19 protein-coding genes and 1 pseudogene are annotated in these 18,347 nt (G+C 71.9%); 7 read left to right on the top strand and 13 right to left on the bottom strand.

Features of this window, described 5'->3' with window-relative positions:
• Positions 1 to 27: 27 nt before the first annotated feature.
• The 3 genes from FE374_RS07165 to FE374_RS07155 form a co-directional block, all read right to left on the bottom strand.
• A complete protein-coding gene (locus FE374_RS07165; protein ID WP_179957354.1) occupies positions 28 to 1,371 on the bottom strand; it encodes an SPFH domain-containing protein in 1,344 nt (447 codons plus the stop codon).
• Positions 1,372 to 1,395: 24 nt separating this feature from the next.
• Entirely contained in the window at positions 1,396 to 1,845 is a 450-nt protein-coding gene (locus tag FE374_RS07160) for an NfeD family protein (RefSeq protein ID WP_139927875.1), read from the bottom strand.
• A 232-nt stretch (positions 1,846 to 2,077) separates the two neighbouring features.
• Complete coding sequence (locus FE374_RS07155) at positions 2,078 to 2,887, bottom strand: ABC transporter ATP-binding protein (RefSeq protein ID WP_139927874.1); 810 nt, start codon at positions 2,885 to 2,887, stop codon at positions 2,078 to 2,080.
• Positions 2,888 to 3,108: 221 nt separating this feature from the next.
• Here FE374_RS07155 and FE374_RS07150 point away from each other — a divergent pair, with 221 nt between their 5' ends.
• On the top strand, positions 3,109 to 3,978 hold the full coding sequence (locus tag FE374_RS07150) for a hypothetical protein (protein ID WP_139927873.1): 870 nt from the start codon (positions 3,109 to 3,111) through the stop codon (positions 3,976 to 3,978).
• Between the two features lie 86 nt (positions 3,979 to 4,064).
• On the opposite strand, the gene glgA is transcribed toward FE374_RS07150, so the two are convergent.
• Entirely contained in the window at positions 4,065 to 5,297 is a 1,233-nt protein-coding gene (gene glgA, locus FE374_RS07145) for a glycogen synthase (RefSeq protein ID WP_139927872.1), read from the bottom strand.
• Positions 5,298 to 5,458: 161 nt separating this feature from the next.
• On the opposite strand from glgA, the gene FE374_RS07140 reads away from it, so the two are divergent.
• A complete protein-coding gene (locus FE374_RS07140; protein ID WP_139927871.1) occupies positions 5,459 to 6,700 on the top strand; it encodes a glucose-1-phosphate adenylyltransferase in 1,242 nt (413 codons plus the stop codon).
• A 57-nt stretch (positions 6,701 to 6,757) separates the two neighbouring features.
• Positions 6,758 to 7,669, top strand: a complete 912-nt coding sequence (gene serB / locus FE374_RS07135; RefSeq protein WP_230978502.1) for a phosphoserine phosphatase SerB — start codon at positions 6,758 to 6,760, stop codon at positions 7,667 to 7,669.
• Positions 7,670 to 7,754: 85 nt separating this feature from the next.
• Here the strand turns inward: serB and FE374_RS19130 are convergent, their stop codons facing one another.
• From FE374_RS19130 to FE374_RS07105, 6 genes are all read right to left on the bottom strand, one after another.
• Positions 7,755 to 7,925, bottom strand: coding sequence for a hypothetical protein (locus FE374_RS19130; protein ID WP_168205618.1), 171 nt, complete (start codon positions 7,923 to 7,925; stop codon positions 7,755 to 7,757).
• 87 nt (positions 7,926 to 8,012) lie between these two features.
• Positions 8,013 to 8,513, bottom strand: coding sequence for a SixA phosphatase family protein (locus FE374_RS07130; protein WP_139927870.1), 501 nt, complete (start codon positions 8,511 to 8,513; stop codon positions 8,013 to 8,015).
• Positions 8,513 to 9,280, bottom strand: a complete 768-nt coding sequence (fabI, locus tag FE374_RS07125) for an enoyl-ACP reductase FabI (protein ID WP_139927869.1) — start codon at positions 9,278 to 9,280, stop codon at positions 8,513 to 8,515. The genes FE374_RS07130 and fabI overlap by 1 nt, the downstream gene beginning before the upstream one ends.
• Positions 9,281 to 9,342: 62 nt before the next feature.
• Entirely contained in the window at positions 9,343 to 10,059 is a 717-nt protein-coding gene (fabG, locus tag FE374_RS07120; RefSeq protein ID WP_139927868.1) for a 3-oxoacyl-ACP reductase FabG, read from the bottom strand.
• 124 nt (positions 10,060 to 10,183) lie between these two features.
• The gene (gene gntP / locus FE374_RS07115) at positions 10,184 to 11,578 is read right to left on the bottom strand and encodes a gluconate permease GntP (RefSeq protein ID WP_139927867.1); all 1,395 of its coding nucleotides are present in this window, start codon (positions 11,576 to 11,578) and stop codon (positions 10,184 to 10,186) included.
• A gap of 101 nt (positions 11,579 to 11,679) precedes the next feature.
• Positions 11,680 to 12,342, bottom strand: coding sequence for a cytidylate kinase-like family protein (locus FE374_RS07105; protein WP_139927866.1), 663 nt, complete (start codon positions 12,340 to 12,342; stop codon positions 11,680 to 11,682).
• 158 nt (positions 12,343 to 12,500) lie between these two features.
• Between FE374_RS07105 and FE374_RS07100 the strand changes: the two genes are divergently transcribed.
• The 3 genes from FE374_RS07100 to FE374_RS07090 are packed head-to-tail and all read left to right on the top strand — an operon-like array spanning position 12,501 to position 14,043.
• Positions 12,501 to 12,827, top strand: a complete 327-nt coding sequence (locus tag FE374_RS07100; protein ID WP_139927865.1) for a DUF3099 domain-containing protein — start codon at positions 12,501 to 12,503, stop codon at positions 12,825 to 12,827.
• Entirely contained in the window at positions 12,824 to 13,069 is a 246-nt protein-coding gene (locus FE374_RS07095; RefSeq protein ID WP_139927864.1) for a hypothetical protein, read from the top strand. The genes FE374_RS07100 and FE374_RS07095 overlap by 4 nt, the downstream gene beginning before the upstream one ends.
• On the top strand, positions 13,066 to 14,043 hold the full coding sequence (locus tag FE374_RS07090; RefSeq protein WP_139927863.1) for an SURF1 family cytochrome oxidase biogenesis protein: 978 nt from the start codon (positions 13,066 to 13,068) through the stop codon (positions 14,041 to 14,043). The genes FE374_RS07095 and FE374_RS07090 overlap by 4 nt, the downstream gene beginning before the upstream one ends.
• A gap of 35 nt (positions 14,044 to 14,078) precedes the next feature.
• Here the strand turns inward: FE374_RS07090 and FE374_RS07085 are convergent, their stop codons facing one another.
• Both FE374_RS07085 and FE374_RS07080 read right to left on the bottom strand, forming a co-directional pair.
• Complete coding sequence (locus FE374_RS07085) at positions 14,079 to 15,692, bottom strand: ABC-F family ATP-binding cassette domain-containing protein (RefSeq protein ID WP_139927862.1); 1,614 nt, start codon at positions 15,690 to 15,692, stop codon at positions 14,079 to 14,081.
• 157 nt (positions 15,693 to 15,849) lie between these two features.
• Positions 15,850 to 16,728: an aminoglycoside phosphotransferase family protein gene (locus tag FE374_RS07080; RefSeq protein WP_139927861.1), complete on the bottom strand. Its 879-nt coding sequence runs from the start codon at positions 16,726 to 16,728 to the stop codon at positions 15,850 to 15,852.
• Between the two features lie 122 nt (positions 16,729 to 16,850).
• On the opposite strand from FE374_RS07080, the gene ypfJ reads away from it, so the two are divergent.
• Positions 16,851 to 17,723, top strand: a complete 873-nt coding sequence (gene ypfJ, locus FE374_RS07075; RefSeq protein ID WP_139927860.1) for a KPN_02809 family neutral zinc metallopeptidase — start codon at positions 16,851 to 16,853, stop codon at positions 17,721 to 17,723.
• Between the two features lie 383 nt (positions 17,724 to 18,106).
• On the opposite strand, the pseudogene FE374_RS07070 reads toward ypfJ, so the two are convergent.
• Positions 18,107 to 18,268: pseudogene (locus FE374_RS07070) on the bottom strand (ISL3 family transposase); the annotation flags it as partial.
• Positions 18,269 to 18,347: the final 79 nt, after the last annotated feature.

Below are 18,347 nucleotides of genomic sequence, written 5' to 3'. Positions count from 1 at the left end.
CCCCCACCGTTCGGCCCACGCCGGGCGCTACTGCCGGGGCGTGTCGGGCCCCTGTGCCGGGTCGGCACCGGCGTCGGTCGGCCCGGTCTGCTCGCCGGGCGGCGGGGCGAAGCGTGAGGTGTCGTCCTGGCCCGCGCGCTCCTCGGCGCGTCGCAGCGCCTCCCGGCGGGCCCGCTCGCCGCCGTCCTCGATCGCATCCTCGACGCGTTCACGGGAGGCGCGGCGCCGCTCGGCGCGGCTGGGCTCGTCCTCTGCGGGGTGCTGGCCCCGCTCGGCGCTCTGGGAGAAGGGCATCCCGGAGGCTGTGCCGGCCGAGGTGGCCTCGGAGGTGGCACGCTCGGCCTCCCCGCGGGCCTCGGCGAGCGCCTCGTCGGGGTCCTGCAGGCTGGTGTCGCGCAGCCCCTCCGCGAGCTCGCTGCCGCCAGGGCCGAAGTCGACCACGGGGTTGGGGTCGCCATCGTCCACCCCGTTGCCGCCGTCGGCTCCGCCGCCGCCGAACGCGCGGGTGATGGACGTCAGGGCGGCGGTGAACTCGGTCGGGATGATCCACATCTTTGACGAGTTGCCCTCGGCGATCTTCGGCAGGGTCTGCAGGTACTGGTACGCGAGCAGCTTCGGGTCGGCGTTGCCGCGGTGGATGGCGTCGAAGACCTGCAGGATGGCCCGCGACTCACCCTGGGCCCGGAGGATCGCGGCCTGCGCCTGCCCTTCGGCCCGGAGGATGGCGGACTGCTTCTCGCCCTCGGCGGTGAGGATCTGGGACTGCTTCACGCCCTCGGCGGTGAGGATCGCGGCACGGCGGTCACGCTCCGCGCGCATCTGCTGCTCCATCGCGCCCTGGATGGACGGGGGCGGGTCGATCGCCTTGAGCTCGACCCGGTTCACGCGGATGCCCCACCGGCTGGTCGCCTCGTCCAGCACCCCGCGCAGCTGGCCGTTGATCTGGTCGCGGCTGGTCAGGGTCTGCTCCAGGTCCATCGACCCGATGACGTTGCGCAGCGTGGTGACGGTGAGCTGCTCGATGCCGGTGATGAAGTTCGCGATCTCGTAGGTGGCCGACTTCGGCTCGGTGACCTGGAAGTAGATGACGGTGTCGATGCTGACGACGAGGTTGTCGGAGGTGATCACCGGCTGCGGCGGGAAGGAGACGACCTGCTCGCGCAGGTCCACGCTGGCCCGGACCCGGTCCACGAACGGGATGAGGAAGTGCAGGCCGGCGTACATGGTGGTCTGGTACTTGCCCAGCCGCTCGACGATGAGCGCCACCGCCTGCGGCACGATCCGCACAGCCTTGTAGATGGCGACGATCACCAGGACCGCGAGCAGGGCGAGGATGATCACCGCGATGATGCTGCCGACGCTCTCGGTCATGGTGCTCCTTCGGACGTGATGCGGTCAGGGGTACAACGTGGTGTCGGCAGTGGCCTCGACGACGGCGATCGCGCCGTCGATCCGCACCACCCGGACGCTGGTCCCGGCGGGCAGCACCACACCCGGCCGCGACGCGCGGGCGGTCCAGACCTCGCCGACGAGCTTGACACGACCGGCCCGGTCCGTGACGTCGATGAGCACGGTCGCCTCACGTCCGACATGGGCGGCGACGTTCGTGAGCGTGTCGGGGGTGGAGCGCTCGAGGAGACGCTTGCCCCAGGGGCGCACACCGAAGAGCAGCACCACGGAGACGACGGCGAACACGAGCACCTGCACCCACAGCGGCGTCCCGATGAGGGCCACCACCGCGGCGGCGGCAGCGCCACCGGCGAACATGAGGAAGATCAGGTCGACGGTGACGAGCTCGATGACGCCGAGCACCAGCGCCGCGCCGAGCCACCAGAGCCAGGCCATGCGTCGCTCCCCTCGCTCCAGACCGCTGCACGTGTCTGTGACGTGCACCGACGGCCGCGCGTGTCACTCAGATCCTACCCGGCTGACGGCCATACCAGGGGTGATACCACGCCGCCAACGCCCGTTATCACCGAGCTTCGTCGTCGCCGCGAGATGTCATCTTCTCCGCGAGATGTCACGACATGTTGCGGAGAAGATGACACCGTGGGAAAGGGTGAGGCGGGAGGGAGCGTCAGTGCGCGCGGGCGCCGACGTGCGCGCCGGCCGCGCGTGCGGCGAAGCGGTCGCGGTGCCGCTCCACCTCGAGGTCCAGGCCGAACGCCCGCGACAGGTGCTGCGGGGTGATGACCTCGTCGATCGGTCCGACGGCCTCGACGGTGCCCTCCTTCAGCAGGAGAGCGTGCGTGAAGCCGGGCGGGATCTCCTCCACGTGATGGGTGACCAGCACCATCACCGGCGAGCGCCGGTCACCGGCCAGCTCGGCGAGGGCCTGCATGAGCTCCTCACGTCCACCCAGGTCGAGCCCGGCGGCCGGCTCGTCGAGCAGCAGCACCTCCGGGTCCGGCATGAGGGCGCGGGCGACCTGGACGCGCTTGCGCTCACCCGAGCTGAGGGTTCCGTAGGCCCGGCCGCTCAGGTGGCCGACGCCGAAGACGTCGAGCAGCGCCTGCGCGCGGTCGGTGTCGAGATCCTCGTACTGCTCGCGCCAGCGCCCGGTGATGCCGTAGGACGCGGTGACGACGACGTCGAGAACCTTCTCGTCGTCGGGGATGCGGTGGGCGAGCGCGGCCGAGGCGAGCCCGATCAACGGACGCAGCTCGGCGACGTCGGTCCTGCCGAGCGGCTCGCCGATGATCGTCACGGAGCCGGACGTGGGGTGCATGCGGCCCGAGACGAGCTGGATGACGGTGGTCTTCCCGGCACCGTTGGGGCCGAGCACGACCCACCGTTCGCCCTCGTTCACCGACCAGCTCACGTCGTCGAGGATCATCTTGGTCCCGCGGCGCACCGAGACCGCGTCGAGCTCGAGCACATCACCCATGCCCTGACCCTAGAACACCTCGGCGCCTGGTCCCGACCCGCACGCGCCCGCCGGGGTCGCTCCCCGGGCGACGGCGGAAGTCGCGCGCGGACGGCAGAGGTCGCGCGGACGACGGCGGCAGCCCCGCCCGGGCGACGACGCGCGATTCGTCGCGCACCGGTCCGCTGCGTCTGGGAGCGGCGGCCGACCGCTACAGGTCCGCATGTTCGTAAGGTGTACCCATGTCCGGCCCGGCGATCCTCGCGCTGCCCGCCTCGGTGACGCTCGCGCTCTGGCTGCCTGTCGCCAACGACCGTGACTCCGCCTACCGGGCCGCACGCGCCGTCGCCCGGTCCGGTGAGCATCACGAGGTCCACAACCGTAGAGCGGTCCACCGTTCGCGTGCCGACGAGCTCGAGGCACGACGGCGGGCACCGGCGGTGAGCTCCTCTGCCTGGCTCGCCGCCCTGCACGACCTGGTGGTGGGGCTGACCCCGGTGCTCGAGGTAGCTGCCGTGATGCCCCGCGCGGGGGATCCCATGGGCGCGCCCGCCGCACGCTCGGCGGACCTCCTCGACGCCGGCGAAGGCCTGCTGCTACGCCGCACCGACGGGCATGGCATCGAGCAGTGCAGCGTGGTCGTGCCGATGCGCAGCACCTACGGCAGCGTCTACGAGCGCGGGGAGCTGGTGACCTGGACTGTCGAGGATGACATCACCGACCTGGTGCCCGCCCCGAGCCTCCTGCTCGCCGGGGTTGACTCCCTCTCCCATGCTCGCCGCGAGATCCAGCTGGCGCTGACCGAGGCGGTCGAGACCCTCGAGGCGCTCGACGTCGCCCGCAACCGGCCCGACCTGGCCGACCAGCTGCTCGACCTCTCCCTCGCCACGCTCCCCGACCGGCTGGTTCCCCCGCACGTGGAGCCGCGCCAGCTCGACGTCCTCGAGCGCGCGGCGCGCCTGCTGGCCATCGTCGACCTGGCGCTGGACGACGCCGGCGCCGCGGTCACGGCGGCGCAGATCGACCAGCGCGCCCACGCGCTGGCCCACGTGGAGCGCGCGGCCCGGCACGCGATGTGCGCGGCGAGCGCGACCAGGCCGGGCCGGAGCTGACGACGCCGCCGAGTCCGATCGTGACATCTCCCGGAGAAGATGACATCTCGCGGGTTAGGGAGGGCGGGTAGGGAGGGTGCGTGGACTCAGCCCTGAAGGACCGCGCGGTAGACCTCCAACGTGCGATCGGCGACCGCGTCCCACGAGAAGTGGTCCTCCACCCGGCGCCGAGCGGCGACCCCCATGCGGGCGGCTCGTTCGGGGTCGCCGGCCAGCGCGGTGAGCGCCTCGGCCAGGTCCCGCTCGAAGGCACGCGGGTCCACCGGCGTGCCGGTGCCGTCGGTCACCTGCTCGATCGGGACCAGGGTGCCCGTCACGCCGTCGTCGATGACCTCGGGGATGCCGCCGGTGGCGGAGCCGACCACGGGCAGGCCCACGGCCATGGCCTCGAGGTTGACGATGCCGAGGGGCTCGTAGATCGACGGGCACACGAACACCGTCGCGGCGGCGAGCACGGCGACCAGCTCAGGCCGGGGCAGCATCTCCTCGATCCAGACGACGCCGTCCCGCTTGTCCTGCAGGCCCTCCACGAGGCCGGTGACCTCCGCGGCGATCTCGGTGGTGTCGGGGGCGCCGGCGCACAGCACGAGCTGGACGTCGGCGGGCAGCTGCTCGACGGCGCGGAGCAGGTGCGGCAGGCCCTTCTGGCGGGTGATACGGCCGACGAACACCACGGTCGGCCGGGTCGCGTCGATGCCGAGCCGGGCGAGGGTGGCCTCGGCGGCCTCCCGGGCGGCGTCGTCGTCCGGGCGCCGCCAGCCCTCGAGGTCGATGCCGTTGTGGACCACGTGCACCTTGGCGGGGTCCACCTGCGGGTAGGCCCGCAGGATGTCCTCCCGCATGCCGCCCGACACCGCGATGACCCCGGCGGCCCCCTCGTAGGCGGTGCGCTCGGCCCAGCTAGACAGCGCGTACCCGCCGCCGAGCTGCTCGGCCTTCCACGGGCGCAGCGGCTCGAGGGAGTGGGCAGATAGCACGTGCGGCACGTCGAGCAGCAACGACCCGAGGGTGCCCGCGAGGTTGGCGTACCAGGTGTGGGAGTGCACGAGGTCGGTGCCGTCGAGGTTGGCGGCGATCTGCAGGTCGACGCCGAACGTGCGCAGCGCCGCGTTCGCGCCCTGCAGCTCGGGGAGGTCGTCGTAGCCCGTCACGGGGACGACGTCGTCGTTGTCGGAGTCGCCGTTCAGGCGCGGGCCGTCGAAGGCGTGGACCCGGACGTCGATGCTGCGGCGCAGCACGCGCGCCAGCTCGGTCACGTGCACCCCGGCACCCCCGTAGACGTGGGGCGGGTACTCGCGGGTGAGGAGGTCGACCCTCATGGCTGTCCTTCCAGGTACTGGCATGTCGGCATGTCGGCCAGGCGGCCGCCGCGGTGCGGCCGGGTCCCAGCATGCCCCCACGCCGGGTGAGACGCGCAACACGGTGCAAGATGTTGCCGTTCGCCACGCCGTTCTCGGCGGTCGGCAATATGGTCGGTGCTATGGCATCCCCACGCGTTCTGGCAATCGTCCTGGCAGGCGGAGAGGGCAAGCGCCTGATGCCGCTGACTGCCGACCGGGCCAAGCCCGCAGTGCCCTTCGGGGGCATCTACCGGCTGATCGACTTCGCTCTGTCGAACCTGGTGAACTCCGGCTACCTCAAGATCGTGGTGCTCACCCAGTACAAGTCACACAGCCTGGACAAGCACGTGTCCAAGACGTGGCGGATGTCGAACCTGCTCGGCAACTACGTCGCGCCCGTGCCCGCGCAGCAACGGGTGGGCAAGCACTGGTTCCTCGGCAGCGCCGACGCGGTGTACCAGTCGTTGAACCTCATCGACGACGAGCGGCCCGACATCGTGGTCATCACCGGTGCGGACAACATCTACCGGATGGACTTCTCCCAGATGGTGGAGCAGCACATCGACTCCGGCTTCCCCCTCACGGTGGCCGGCATCCGACAGCCGCTCTCCCTCGCGGACCAGTTCGGCGTCATCCAGGCAGACCCGCACAACCCCCACAAGATCGGGGAGTTCCTGGAGAAGCCGAAGGACGCCGTGGGCCTGGTCGACTCCCCCGACAAGGTCCTCGCCTCGATGGGCAACTACGTCATGAACGCCGACGCCCTCGTGGAGGCCGTCAGCGCGGACGCCAAGAACGAGGCCTCCAAGCACGACATGGGCGGCTCGATCGTCCCGCGCTTCGTGGCCGACGGCGCCGCGGGCCTGTACGACTTCACCTTCAACGAGGTGCCCGGCTCCACCGACCGGGACCGCAGCTACTGGCGCGACGTCGGGACCGTGGACGCGTTCTACGACGCCAACCAGGACCTCATCTCCGTCTACCCGATCTTCAACCTCTACAACGACCACTGGCCCCTGCACACCGGCTACACCGGGCTGCCGCCGGCGAAGTTCGTCTACGGCCACCGCGAGCGCCTCGGCCACGCGCTGGACTCGCTCATCTCCCCCGGGGTGATCGTCTCCGGCGGCGAGGTCGTCGGCTCGGTCCTCTCCCCCGGAACCCGGGTGAACTCCTGGTCGTCGGTGCGTGACTCGGTCCTGTTCGACGGGGTGGACGTGGGCCGCAACGCCACCGTCAGCCGGGCGATCCTGGACAAGAACGTGCGCGTCGAGGAGGGCGCGCAGGTGGGCCTGGACGTGGAGAAGGACCTCGAGCGCGGCTTCACCGTGACCGAGTCCGGCATCACCGTGGTGCCCAAGGGCGCGGTGGTCAGCCGCTGAGACGGACCCGGCGGACGCCGTCCCCGCCGAGCCGCCGCGTCACCGTAGGCTGCGCCCGTGAGTCTTCCCCCCGTCCCCGGCTCCGCCGTGCGCGCCGGCCTGGTCTCCGCCCGCCCCATCCCCGAGACGCTGGTGCGCCACGCCGTCGCCGTCATCGAGCAGGGCGCCGACGGCGTCAGCGTCACCGACACCTCCCGCGACGGCTGGTTCGGCCTCGCCGTGGCCGGCACTGCACGTCCCGGTGGGCGTTCGCACGCGGAGCTGGGCACGGAGCTCCGCGGCCCCGCCACCGCCCTGGGAGTGGACAGCGCGGTCACAGCCGGCCCGCTCGCGGCCGATGGCGTCGGCCTGCTCGTGACGGACGTGGACTCCACCTTCGTCACCGCCGAGGTCATCGAGCTCATCGCCGAGCACGCCGGTACCCGCGAGATGGTGGCCGCGGTGACCGACCGGGCGATGCGCGGCGAGCTGGACTTCGCCGCCAGCCTGCGCGAGCGGGTGGCCACGCTGGCCGGTCTCGACGCCCGGGTGCTCGACGAGGTGCGCGCGGCCGTCCGCCTGACCCCGGGGGCCCGCGAGCTCGTCGAGGCTGTCCACGCCGCCGGCGGGACGGTGGGCCTGGTCTCCGGCGGCTTCGCCGAGATCGTGCGCCCGCTGGCCGAGGAGCTGGGCATCGACCACGTGGTCGCCAACACCCTCGAGGTCGACGGCGGCCAGCTCACGGGCCGCACGGCCGGCGCCGTCGTCGACCGGGCCGCGAAGGAGCGGCACCTGCGCGCGTGGGCGGCCGAGGACGGGGTGCCCCTGGAGCGGGTGGTCGCCGTGGGCGACGGCGCCAACGATCTGGACATGCTGGCGGTCGCCGGGCTGGGCGTGGCGTTCTGCGCCAAGCCGGTGGTGCAGGCCGAGGCGCACGCGGCACTGACGTTCCCGCGCCTGGACGCGGTCCTGGGCCTGCTCGGCAGGTGACAACGCGCGCCGGGCACGCGCGCGAGCCCGCCCTGCGCCTGAGCGCCGGACGGGCCACGTGGTGTGCAGCCGATCCCTCACCACCTCACCGGGCGGCGGGTTCGAGCTCCTCGATGATCATCTCGACCGGCGCGTCCTCGAACGTCTCGGGTGCCGCGGTGGTCTTCTCCTCAGGGGTCTTCGCCTGCTCCTGGGCGCGACGGCGACGTTCCTCGCGCTCCTCCCAGAAGCGTTCTCCGTAGGCTCCGTAACACATGGTCACTCCCTTCGCCGTGCCTCCAGTGTGCGCCGCGCAGCCACCGCGCACCACCCCTGCGGCAGGCCGTCGAGAGTGAGCCTGAGGTCAGTGCGACGGGCGGATCAGCCTGCTCAGGTGGGCGGTCGAGCGGTCGAGCTCCTGCCAGGTGCCGGGCACCTGGAGGACGCACGCCGTCGCCGTCGGCACCCCGAGGCTGACCTGCCGGGCGAGGTCGTCGCGGGCGTCGTGCAGCAGGGACGCCAGGCCGGAGATAGTGGGCTCGTGGCCGACCACGAGCACCGTGGCGGCCGCCTCGTCCACGTCCTGCAGGAGGCCGAGCACCGTGCGCGGACCCCCCTCGTAGATCTCCCCGACCACCTGCTGCGCCCGCACCTTCATCCCCGCGGCGACCAGCTTGTAGGTCTCCGTCGCCCGCAGGGCGCTCGACACCAGTGCCACGTCCACGGGTCCGACGAGGTCGGCGAGCTGGGGGCCCAGCGCGGTGGCCTGCTTGCGGCCCTTCCCCGCCAGCGGGCGCATCGCGTCGCCGAGGTCGCCCTCCGGCTCGGCCTTGGCGTGCCGCAGCAGTACGAGCGTGCGCGCCATCACACGCCCATCGCGTGGACGCCGCCGTCGGCGTGGACGATCTCCCCCGTCGTGGCCGGCAGCCAGTCGGAGCACAGGGCCAGCACGGTGCGGGCGGTGGGCTCGGCGTCGGAGACGTCCCAGCCCAGGGGGGCACGGTCGTCCCAGCCGCCCTCGACCTGGTCGAAGCCGGGGATGGACGTGGCCGCCGTGGTGCGCACGGGGCCCGCGGAGACGAGGTTGACCCGGATGCCGTCCGGCCCCAGGTCGCGCGCCAGGTAGCGGGAGGTGGCCTCGAAGGCCGCCTTCGCGACGCCCATCCAGTCGTAGACCGGCCACGCGAAGGACGCGTCGAAGGTCAGGCCGACGACGGCGGAGCCCCGGCCCATGAGGGGCTTGGCCGCCACGGCGAGGGCCTTGAGGGAGTAGGCCGAGACCTCGATCGCGGTGGAGACGTCCTGCCACTCCCCCGCGAGGAAATTGCCGCCCATGACGGACTGCGGGGCGAACCCGATGGAGTGCACCACCGCGTCCAGGTGGTCGGCGTGCTGGCGGACGGCGGCGGCCAGGCCGGCGAGGTCCTCCTGGCTCTGCACGTCGAGCTGGACCACCGGTGCGGGCTGGGGCAGGCGGCGGGCGGTGATCTCCGTGAGCCGGAGCTGGCGGCCGAAGGAGGACAGGATCACCGAGGCGCCCTGCTCCTGCGCGAGCCGCGCCACGTGGAAAGCGATGGAGTTGTCCTTCAGCACCCCGGTCACCAGGATCGTCTTGCCCTCGAGCAGGCCCATGTCGTGCGTCTCCTTCATGTGGCGGCGCGCGGGCGCCGCGGGGATAGATCTGGGGGCGGTGGTCAGTGACCCATGCCCAGGCCGCCGTCCACGGGGACGACGGCGCCGGAGATGTAGGCCGCGGCGTCGCTCGCGAGGAACTGCACGGCGGCCGCGACATCGTCGACGGCGCCGAAGCGGCCGGCGGGGATGGCGGCGAGGTAGGCCTGCTGCTGCTTCTCCGGCAGCGCCTGCGTCATCGCGGTGTCGATGAACCCCGGGGCGACGACGTTGGCGGTGATGCCACGCCCGCCGAGCTCGCGGGTGATCGAGCGGGCGATGCCGATCAGGCCCGCCTTCGACGCGGAGTAGTTCACCTGACCGGGCCCGCCGTACATGGCCACCACGGAGGAGATGAGCACGATGCGGCCGCGACGCAGCCGGATCATGCCCTTGCTCGCCCGCCGGGCCACCCGGAACGCACCGGCGAGGTTGGTGTCCAGGACGGTGTCGAAGTCCTCGTCGCTCATGCGCATGAGGAGCTGGTCGCGGGTCACCCCCGCGTTGGCGACGACGACCTCGACGGGGCCGTGCTCGGCCTCGATCTGCGTGAACGCCGCGTCGATGGAGGCGGTGTCGCGCACGTCCCCGACCACGCCGAGCACGCCGTCGGGCAGGTCGCCGGACCGGTAGATCGTGGCCACCTTGTCACCGGCGGCCACGAACCGCTCCGCGATCGCGCGGCCGATACCCCGGTTCGCCCCGGTCACCAGCACGCTGCGCGCACCCTGTTCGTCCACCCGTGTCTCCCCGTTCGTCTGCCGGTCGCTGTCGCTGCGGGGAAACCGTAGCCGACGGCGACCGGCACGGGGAAAAGCCCGGTGCCCTGGCCGCCCGGTGCGCGGGTCCGGCGGGTGGGTGAGGTCACCCTCCGACGAACAGCGAGAGGAGCAGCACCACGCCGAGGCCGACGAGGGAGTTGCACAGCTCGAGCAGGCCCCAGGTCTTGAGCGTGTCCTTGACCGACAGGTCGAAATAGCCCTTGAACAGCCAGAACGAGGCGTCGTTGACGTGGGTGAGGGTGTTGGACCCGGCGGCGGTGGCGAGCACCAGCAGCGCGGGGTCGACCCCTGCCACCATCTGACCGGTCGCCGGGTCGATGACCGCGGAGCCGATGATCCCGGCGGCGGTCATCGCCGACACCACACCCTGCCCGGTGGCGAGCCGGATGAGCACCGTGATCAGCCAGGCCATGATGTACGGGTTCGCCGAGGATCCCGACATCAGGGTGCCGATGTAGTCACCGATCCCGGTCGCGATGATCATCTGCTTCAGCGCGCCGCCCGCACCGATGATGAGGACGACCATGGCGATCGCCTTGACAGCGCCGCCGAAGGAGTCCATCACCCACTCGAACGACCGGCGCCGGGCGGTGCCGAAGAAGTAGAACGCCGCGATCATCGCGAGCGAGATCGCGACGATGGGTGAGCCGACGAAGTTCACCCACATGTGCACGGTTGTGCCCTCGACGAGGAACGCGTTCGCGATCGTGGCCCCGATCATGATGATCGCCGGGATCAGCGGCACCAGCATCGAGATCCCGAACGAGGGCCGCATGCTTACCGGCACCTCGTTCTCGGCCTGCAGCAGCTTGGGCACCGGGTAGTCGAGGTTGCCCAGCAGCCGGGGCAGCACCCAGCCGGTCACGGCGATCGTGGGGATCGCCACGAGAATCCCGTAGATGTAGACCATGCCGGTGTCGGCGTTGTACGCCTCGACCAGCGCGACCGGGCCGGGCTGCGGCACGAACAGCGAGTGCGCCGTCGTCGTGGCCGCCACGGCGGGGATCGCGATCTTCATGAACGGCATCTTCGCCTCGTGGGCGACGGCGACGATCAGCGGCGCCATGATGATGAAGGCGACCTCGTAGAACATCGCCAGGCCGAAGACGCTGCCCGCGATGACCATGGCGATCTTCACGAAGCGGATCCCGAACCGGGCGATCAGGGTCTCGGCGATCTGGTTCGCGGCGCCGGAGTCGACCATCAGCTTCCCGATGACCGCGCCGAACACCACGATGATGGCCAGGGACCCCAGGGTCGAGCCGAAGCCGGTCTGGATCGTCTCGAGGATGACCGCGGGATTCAGCCCACCCTCCGGGGTCGGCAGCCACCCCAGGGCGATCCCGCCCATCTCCAGGAACCCGATGAACAGTGTCGCCAGCAGCAGCGCCAGCATGGCGTTGACGTTGAACTTGATGTTCAGGAACAGCATGAGCGCGATGCCGAGCACCACGAACAGGATGTGCACCCATTCCATGAGACAGGCCCCCTACTGAGTGGTTGTGGCGGCCCGGGCGGCCTACCGGTCCCGGGCTCGGCGAGGTGCCGGACGGGGCACCCGCCGGGGCGCCCCGCAGCTCATCGGCTCGCGGTCCGGTCGTGCAGCGCCCGCGCTGCCGTCACGATCACGTCTGCCGCCGTGTCGAACCCGAGCACCACGGTGTCGAGCACGACGGCGTAGTGCCGCAGCTCGTTCGGGTCGACCCCGTAGTGCACCCGGGCGACCGCGACCCGGGAGGCGTCGTGGGCGGCCTGGCGCCGCTCCGCGGTCGCCGCGTCCACGCCCTCCTGCGCGGCGCCGGCCGCGACGCGGGCGTCACGCGGGCCGTCGAGGAGGACCCGCAGCACCGCGGGGTCGTCGCGCAGGAGGTACGGGCCCGCCCGTCCGACGACCACGCCGCCCGTGGTGAGCAGGGCGCGCACCTCCTCGTCGCTCTCCTCGAAGAAGGACCGGCTCTCGAGCTCGGCCAGCGCGGAGCGCGCGGCGTCGTCGTCCGTTGCCAGGTCGCCACGCACGCGGTGCTGGAGGTAGGCGGCCGACGGGTTCGCCGCGCCGCCCTCCCGGTGCGCCTGCTCCATCTGCTCGGAGCTGAACGTGTGCGCCAGGAACGGCACACCCAACGCGTCGGCGACCCGTTGGCCGACGACGGCCCCACCGGCACCGTAGGTCGCCGAGATGGCGATCAGCGGCCGGCTGCGTCCGGGCCGGCTGCTCTGCATGGGGGCTGCGGACTCGGACATGGAACCTCCATCGCCGGATGACGGCAGCGTAGTGGCGACCGGGTCGCACCGCCTGTGCGCCCGAGCGCCGCCCGGCCGGCCGGCCCGGCCGGGCTGGCCGGCCCGGCGGGTGGCGGGCGGGCCACGCCGACCGTCCCCGTGCGGCGTAGCCTGGTGGAGTGAGGGGACGACACGGCCAGGAGTCGCGGGTCTACGCGATCACCTCGGCGCCGCGTGCGCTGGCGGAGGATGTGCACGCCCGCACGGTGCGGTACCTCACCTCGATGGGCATCCGCACCGGCTGCATGCTGCTGCTGTTCGTGGTCCCCGGCTGGTGGAAGTGGGTGGCCGGCGCCGGCGCGATCTTCCTGCCGATGATCGCGGTGCTGTTCGCCAACGCCGGGCGTGAGCGCCCCGTGCCGGCCGAGACGTTGCTCTCCTCAGGCGACGAGCCGCCTGAGCTCCCCCGCCTGCCCTACGACCCGAACACGGAGTACCTCGCATGAGCCCGGACGCCGCCCTGCCCTACGTGCGCGACGTCGGGCAGCTCGCCTGCAGCGCCAAGGGCTGCGGCGAGCGAGCGGTGCACGCGCTGCTGTGGAACAACCCGCGCCTGCACACCGAGGGCCGCCGCAAGGTGTGGCTGGCCTGTGAGGCTCACCGTGAGCACCTTTCACAGTTCCTAACGGCCCGGTCGTTCCTGCGCGAGGTGGTCGGCGTGGACGAGCTCGACGAGTCGCACGGGTGAGCGCGCCGACGACCGGTCGCTACGCCTTCCTCACCACTCCTCGCTGGCTCAGCCTGATCGCGTTGATGGTGGCCGTCTCCCTCGCGTGCGTGCTCCTCGGCCGGTGGCAGTGGAGCCGGTTCGAGGAACGCTCGGCCGACTCCCGGCAGGTCAACGCCGTCTACGACGCCTCACCCGAGCCGCTGATGGAGGCGCTCCCCACGCTGACGGTGCGGCCCGGGGACGAGTGGCGGCCCGTCGAGCTCACCGGCCACTACGTCGACGATGCCACCGTGGTGCTGCGCAACCGCCCGGTGGACGGCAACGCCGCCGCCCACCTGGTGACCCCGTTCGTGGCCTCGGGCGGCGGCGGGAACGGCCTGGTCGTGGTGGTCGACCGCGGCTGGATCGCGGCCGACCGCGCGGACGAGCTCGGCGCCGACCTGCCGGCGCCGCCGTCCGGCGAGGTGCGGCTGACCGGACGGCTCCGCCTCGCCGAGGACCCCGCGGGTCGCGCCCGTCCCACCGGGCAGATGTACACGCTCGCGCCCGAGGAGGTGCTCGCCTCCGCCGCGGAGGTGACGGACCTGACCGAGGTGGCCGGCCTGCCCGTGCTCGACGGGCACGTGCTCGCCGCGAAGGAGTCTCCTGCGCCGCCGCAGCCGCTGGGCGGGTACGCACGGCCCGCCTTCAACTACGGGATGAACCTGTCGTACACGATTCAGTGGGGGCTGTTCTCGGTCGCGGCGCTCGGCGCCGTGGTGGTCCTCGCCCGGCGCGAGGCCGCCGACCGCTCCGGCCGCGGCCCGGTGCGCACGCTCAGCCGGGCGGAGTTCGAGGAGGACCTGGAGGTCTACCAGCAGCTGCGGGCAACGACTGCGCTGCCCGGTGGGTCCGGCGTGTCCGGTGGGTCCGGCGCGCGGCTGGACCCGGCCGAGCAACAGGGTCGCGACCGGGTCATCGAGGCGGCCGGGCCGGAGGTCGAGCGGGACTGAGGCCGACCAGCCCCCAGGTCGAGCCGGGCCAGGTCTCAGGCGAGCGTGACCAGCTCGAGGTACTGCTCGCTCCACAGGTCCTCGTCGGCGTCGGGCAGGAGCAGCACCCGTTCCGGCTCCAAGGCCTCGACCGCACCCTCGTCGTGGGTGACGAGGACGACGGCGCCGCTGAACGTGCGCAACGCGCCCAGGATCTCCTCGCGGCTGGCGGGGTCGAGGTTGTTCGTGGGCTCGTCCAGGAGCAGCACGTTCGCCGAGGACACCACCAGGACCGCGAGCGCGAGGCGGGTCTTCTCGCCGCCGGAGAGCACCTTGGCGGGCTTGTCGGCGTCGTCGCCGGAGAAGAGGAAAGAGCCGAGCACGCTGCGCACGCCGGTGTCGTCCATGTCCGGGGCGGCCGAGCGCAGGTTCTCCACCACGGTTCGCTCGAGGTCGAGGGTCTCGTGCTCCTGGGCGTAGTAGCCCACCTTCAGGCCGTGGCCGGGGATCACCTCGCCGGTGTCCGGCTCCTCCACGCCGCCGAGGATGCGCAGCAGCGTCGTCTTCCCGGCGCCGTTGAGGCCCAGGATGACCACCTTGGAGCCACGGTCGATCGCGAGGTTGACGTCGGTGAACACCTCGAGAGAGCCGTAGGACTTGCTCAGCCCCTCGGCGGTCAGCGGCGTCTTGCCGCACGGCGCCGGGTCGGGGAAGCGCAGGTGTGCCACCTTGTCGGCGCGGCGCGTCTCCTCCAGCCCGGACAGGAGCCGCTCCGCGCGGCGCGCCATGTTCTGCGCGGCGACCGTCTTGGTGGCCTTGGCGCGCATCTTGTCCGCCTGCGCCATCAGCGCGCCGGCCTTCTTCTCGGCGTTGGCCCGCTCGCGGTGCCGGCGCCGCTCGTCGGCCTCGCGCTGCTTGACGTAGGCGTCCCAGCCCATGTTGTACACGTCCAGGACGCTGCGGTTGGCGTCGAGGTAGAAGACGTGGTTGACGGTCTGGCGCAGCAGCTCGACGTCGTGGCTGATCACGACGAAGCCGCCGTTATAGGTCCGGAGGTACTCGCGCAGCCACTCGATCGAGTCGTGGTCGAGGTGGTTGGTCGGCTCGTCGAGCAGGAGGGTGTCGACGCCGGAGAAGAGGATCCGGGCGAGCTCGACCCGGCGGCGCTGACCGCCGGAGAGGGTCTCCAGCGGCTGCTCGAGGACGCGCTGGGGCAGGCCGAGGTTGGAGGTGATGCGGGCCGCCTCGGACTCGGCCGCCCACCCGCCCTGGGCCTCGAACTCCGCGTCCAGGCGCACATACTTCTCCATGGCCTTGACCTGCGCGTCCCCGGTTGCGGTGGCCATCTTCTCCTCCGCCTTGCGGATGCGACGCAGCAGGAGGTCGATCCCCCGGGCGGAGAGCACCCGGTCGCGGGCGAGCACCTGCAGGTCGCCGGTGCGGGGGTCCTGCGGGAGGTAGCCGATCTCCCCGGTGCGGACGATCTGCCCCGTGTGCTGGATGACCGACGCCGTCTCCTCCTGCCCTGAGAGCAGCTTTGTCAGGGTCGTCTTGCCCGCGCCGTTGCGGCCGACGAGCCCGATGCGCATCCCGGTGTCGACACGGAAGCTCGCCTCGTGCAGCAGCTCCCGGGCGCCGATGCGCACGGAGACGTCGTGGGCGGTGATCACAGGGCAGACCTCAAGACATGGCTCAGGAGAGTGGGGAGCACGCCGGGACGCGCCGTTCCAGTGTACGGCGGTCCGCTTCGCCCGGTTCTGCCAGGTTCGACACGTCTGACGACGGACCGAGAGCGTCATGCCCGACGGCGCAGCCGGGCGTCCGTCGTCAGCCTCCGAGCACCTCGCGCAGGGTGTGCTCACCCACCGCGCGCAGCAGCGGCACGTCGTCGGAGTGCGCGAGCAGCGCCGTCGCCAGGGACAGCGCCCAGCCACGGGCGCGGCGCCAGGTCGCCTCGTCGTAGGCCCCGGCCAGGGCGCGGGCAAAGGAGTCGCGGCCGGGGGCGTCGAACGTGAGCCAGGCGGTGGCCAGGTCGGTGGCCGGGTCTCCGGCAGTGAGGTCGCCGAAGTCGAGGACGGCGGTCAGGACGCCGTCGCGGACGAGCATGTTCGCGGGGTGAAGGTCGCCGTGCAGCCACAGCGGCGGTCCGGTCCAGGCCGGTGCGCGGCTGAGGTCCTCCCAGAGGGTGAGAACACGGTCCGCCTCGGGCACGAGCCCCGAGCCGAGCCGCTCTCGCACGGCGTCGTGTCGTCCGCGCAGCGGCACACCGCGCACCGGGTTGTGCGGGGCGTCCGTGGGGGCGGGCCGATGCATCGCAGTGACGAACGCGGCGAGCGGCTCCGCCAGCGGCCGTCGCTCCCCCGCGGCGAGGACGGCCGCCGTCGTCCCCGGCAGCCACGGGGTCACGCTCCACGCCCACGGGAAGTATGCCGTCGGTTCCCCGTGGCGCAGCGGGACCGGGGTATCCACCGGCAGGCGCGGGGCCAGCACCGGTAGCCACCGCTGCTCGTGGCGGATCAGGTCGGCGGCGGCCGCGCGGCGCGGCACGCGCACGGCGAGGTCCTCCCCCGCCCGGACGATCGCGTTGTCCCAGCCGCTGGCCACCAGGCGCAACGGGCGTGCGGCGAGGTCCGGGTGCTGGTCGGCGAGGAGCCGTGCGACCAGTGCCTCGTCGACGGCTACCTCGGCAGCGGGCTTGTCGGCCATGCGCTCTCCTTCCTCCGGCCCGGTGCTCACGACCGGCCGGGACGTTCGCCGACCCCGCACGGGAAGCCTGGCGCCGCGGCGTGCGACGGGCACGTGCGACGCGCCGAGGCTACGTTCTGCCCATGACGTTCAACGAGGGCGTGCGTGCCGACACCGGGCGGGTGGGCCGTTCACGCGGACGGGGCATCGCCGTCGGGGGTGGCGGCCTGGGCATCGTGGCACTGCTGATCTATCTCTTCACCGGCCAGGACGTCTCCGGCGTCCTCGAGGGCGGTGAGCAGCCCACCGCGGAACAGGGGTCCTTCGAGCACTGCCGCACCGGCGCCGACGCCAACGAGTTCACCGACTGCCGGATGCTCTTCACGGCGGACGCGCTGGACCAGTATTGGGGCGCGGCGCTGCCCGACCAGACCGGGATCGCGTACCAGCAGCCCGACTTCTGGGTCTTCGAGCAGAGCGTCTCGACCGGGTGCGGCAACGCCACCGCCGCCGTCGGCCCGTTCTACTGCCCGCCGGACGCCTCGGTCTACCTCGACATCGGGTTCTTCGACCAGCTCGAGACGCAGCTGGGTGCGGAGAACGCGCCGCTGGCACAGATGTACATCGTCGCCCACGAGTGGGGCCATCACATCCAGAACCAGCAGGGCACGATGGCCACCATCGACCGGCAGGGCACCGGCCCCGAGTCCGACGGCGTCCGGCTGGAGCTGCAGGCGGACTGCTACGCCGGGCTGTGGGTCGGACAGGCCGCGAACGTCGTCGACCCGGACTCGGGCGTGACGTTCATCCAGCCGCCGACGCGCGAGCAGGTCACGGATGCGATCGACGCGGCCGCCGCAGTGGGCGATGACCGCATCCAGGCCGGCGCCGGGCAAGAGGTCAACCCTGAGACCTGGACCCACGGCGCGGCCGAGCAGCGGGTGCAGTGGTTCACCACGGGCTATGAGCAGGGCACGATGGCCGCGTGCGACACCTTCGCCGCGCCGCAGCTCTGAGCCCGCGCCGCGGCGCACACCGATGACATCTCGCGGAGAAGATGACATCTCGCGGGGCGGACGAGCCAGACGGGTCAGACGTTGAACTGTGCGTACCCGCCCTGACCTGCAAGCCAATGTGAGCCGGGAGGCTGTGGGGGAACCATGGGGGAATCGGGCACGTGTGCGCTCCCCCGCCGAGACGGAGGTGGCGAGACCCTGACGGTCACGTCTTGATCTCGAGTGGGCAACATGCCCACCATCGGCAACTCTACCGAGCCCTGGGTCATCCGCAGCAACGGACCGCCTTGGGCTCCCGAATGACCGAACTCAGGACCAACGCAGGGTCCTGGCCTCGAAGACAACTCACCCAAACGAGGCGGCGGCGGAGCCAAAGGGGCTCTTCAGAATCGAGGGTGTAGTCGGGTTCTGAATCCGCCGGCCTCGAGCAGCGACCGTCCGATGTAGTTGATGAGGTCGCGGTACCCGAGGGCGGAGCCTCGGAAGTGCTCGAGGCGACCGTTCATGGCCTCGGTTGGCCCATCCGATGTCCCGAGCCGATCGAAGCCCTAATGTCGCCGCCGCCGAACAGCACGACGATGGGCAGAAGGCCGCCGTTACTTCGGCCTCGAAGTCCTGGCCAAG

Origin of the sequence: Georgenia yuyongxinii, from assembly GCF_006352065.1 — a bacterium.
Taxonomy (GTDB): domain Bacteria; phylum Actinomycetota; class Actinomycetes; order Actinomycetales; family Actinomycetaceae; genus Georgenia; species Georgenia yuyongxinii.
This window is presented reverse-complemented; position numbering and strand designations above follow the sequence as displayed.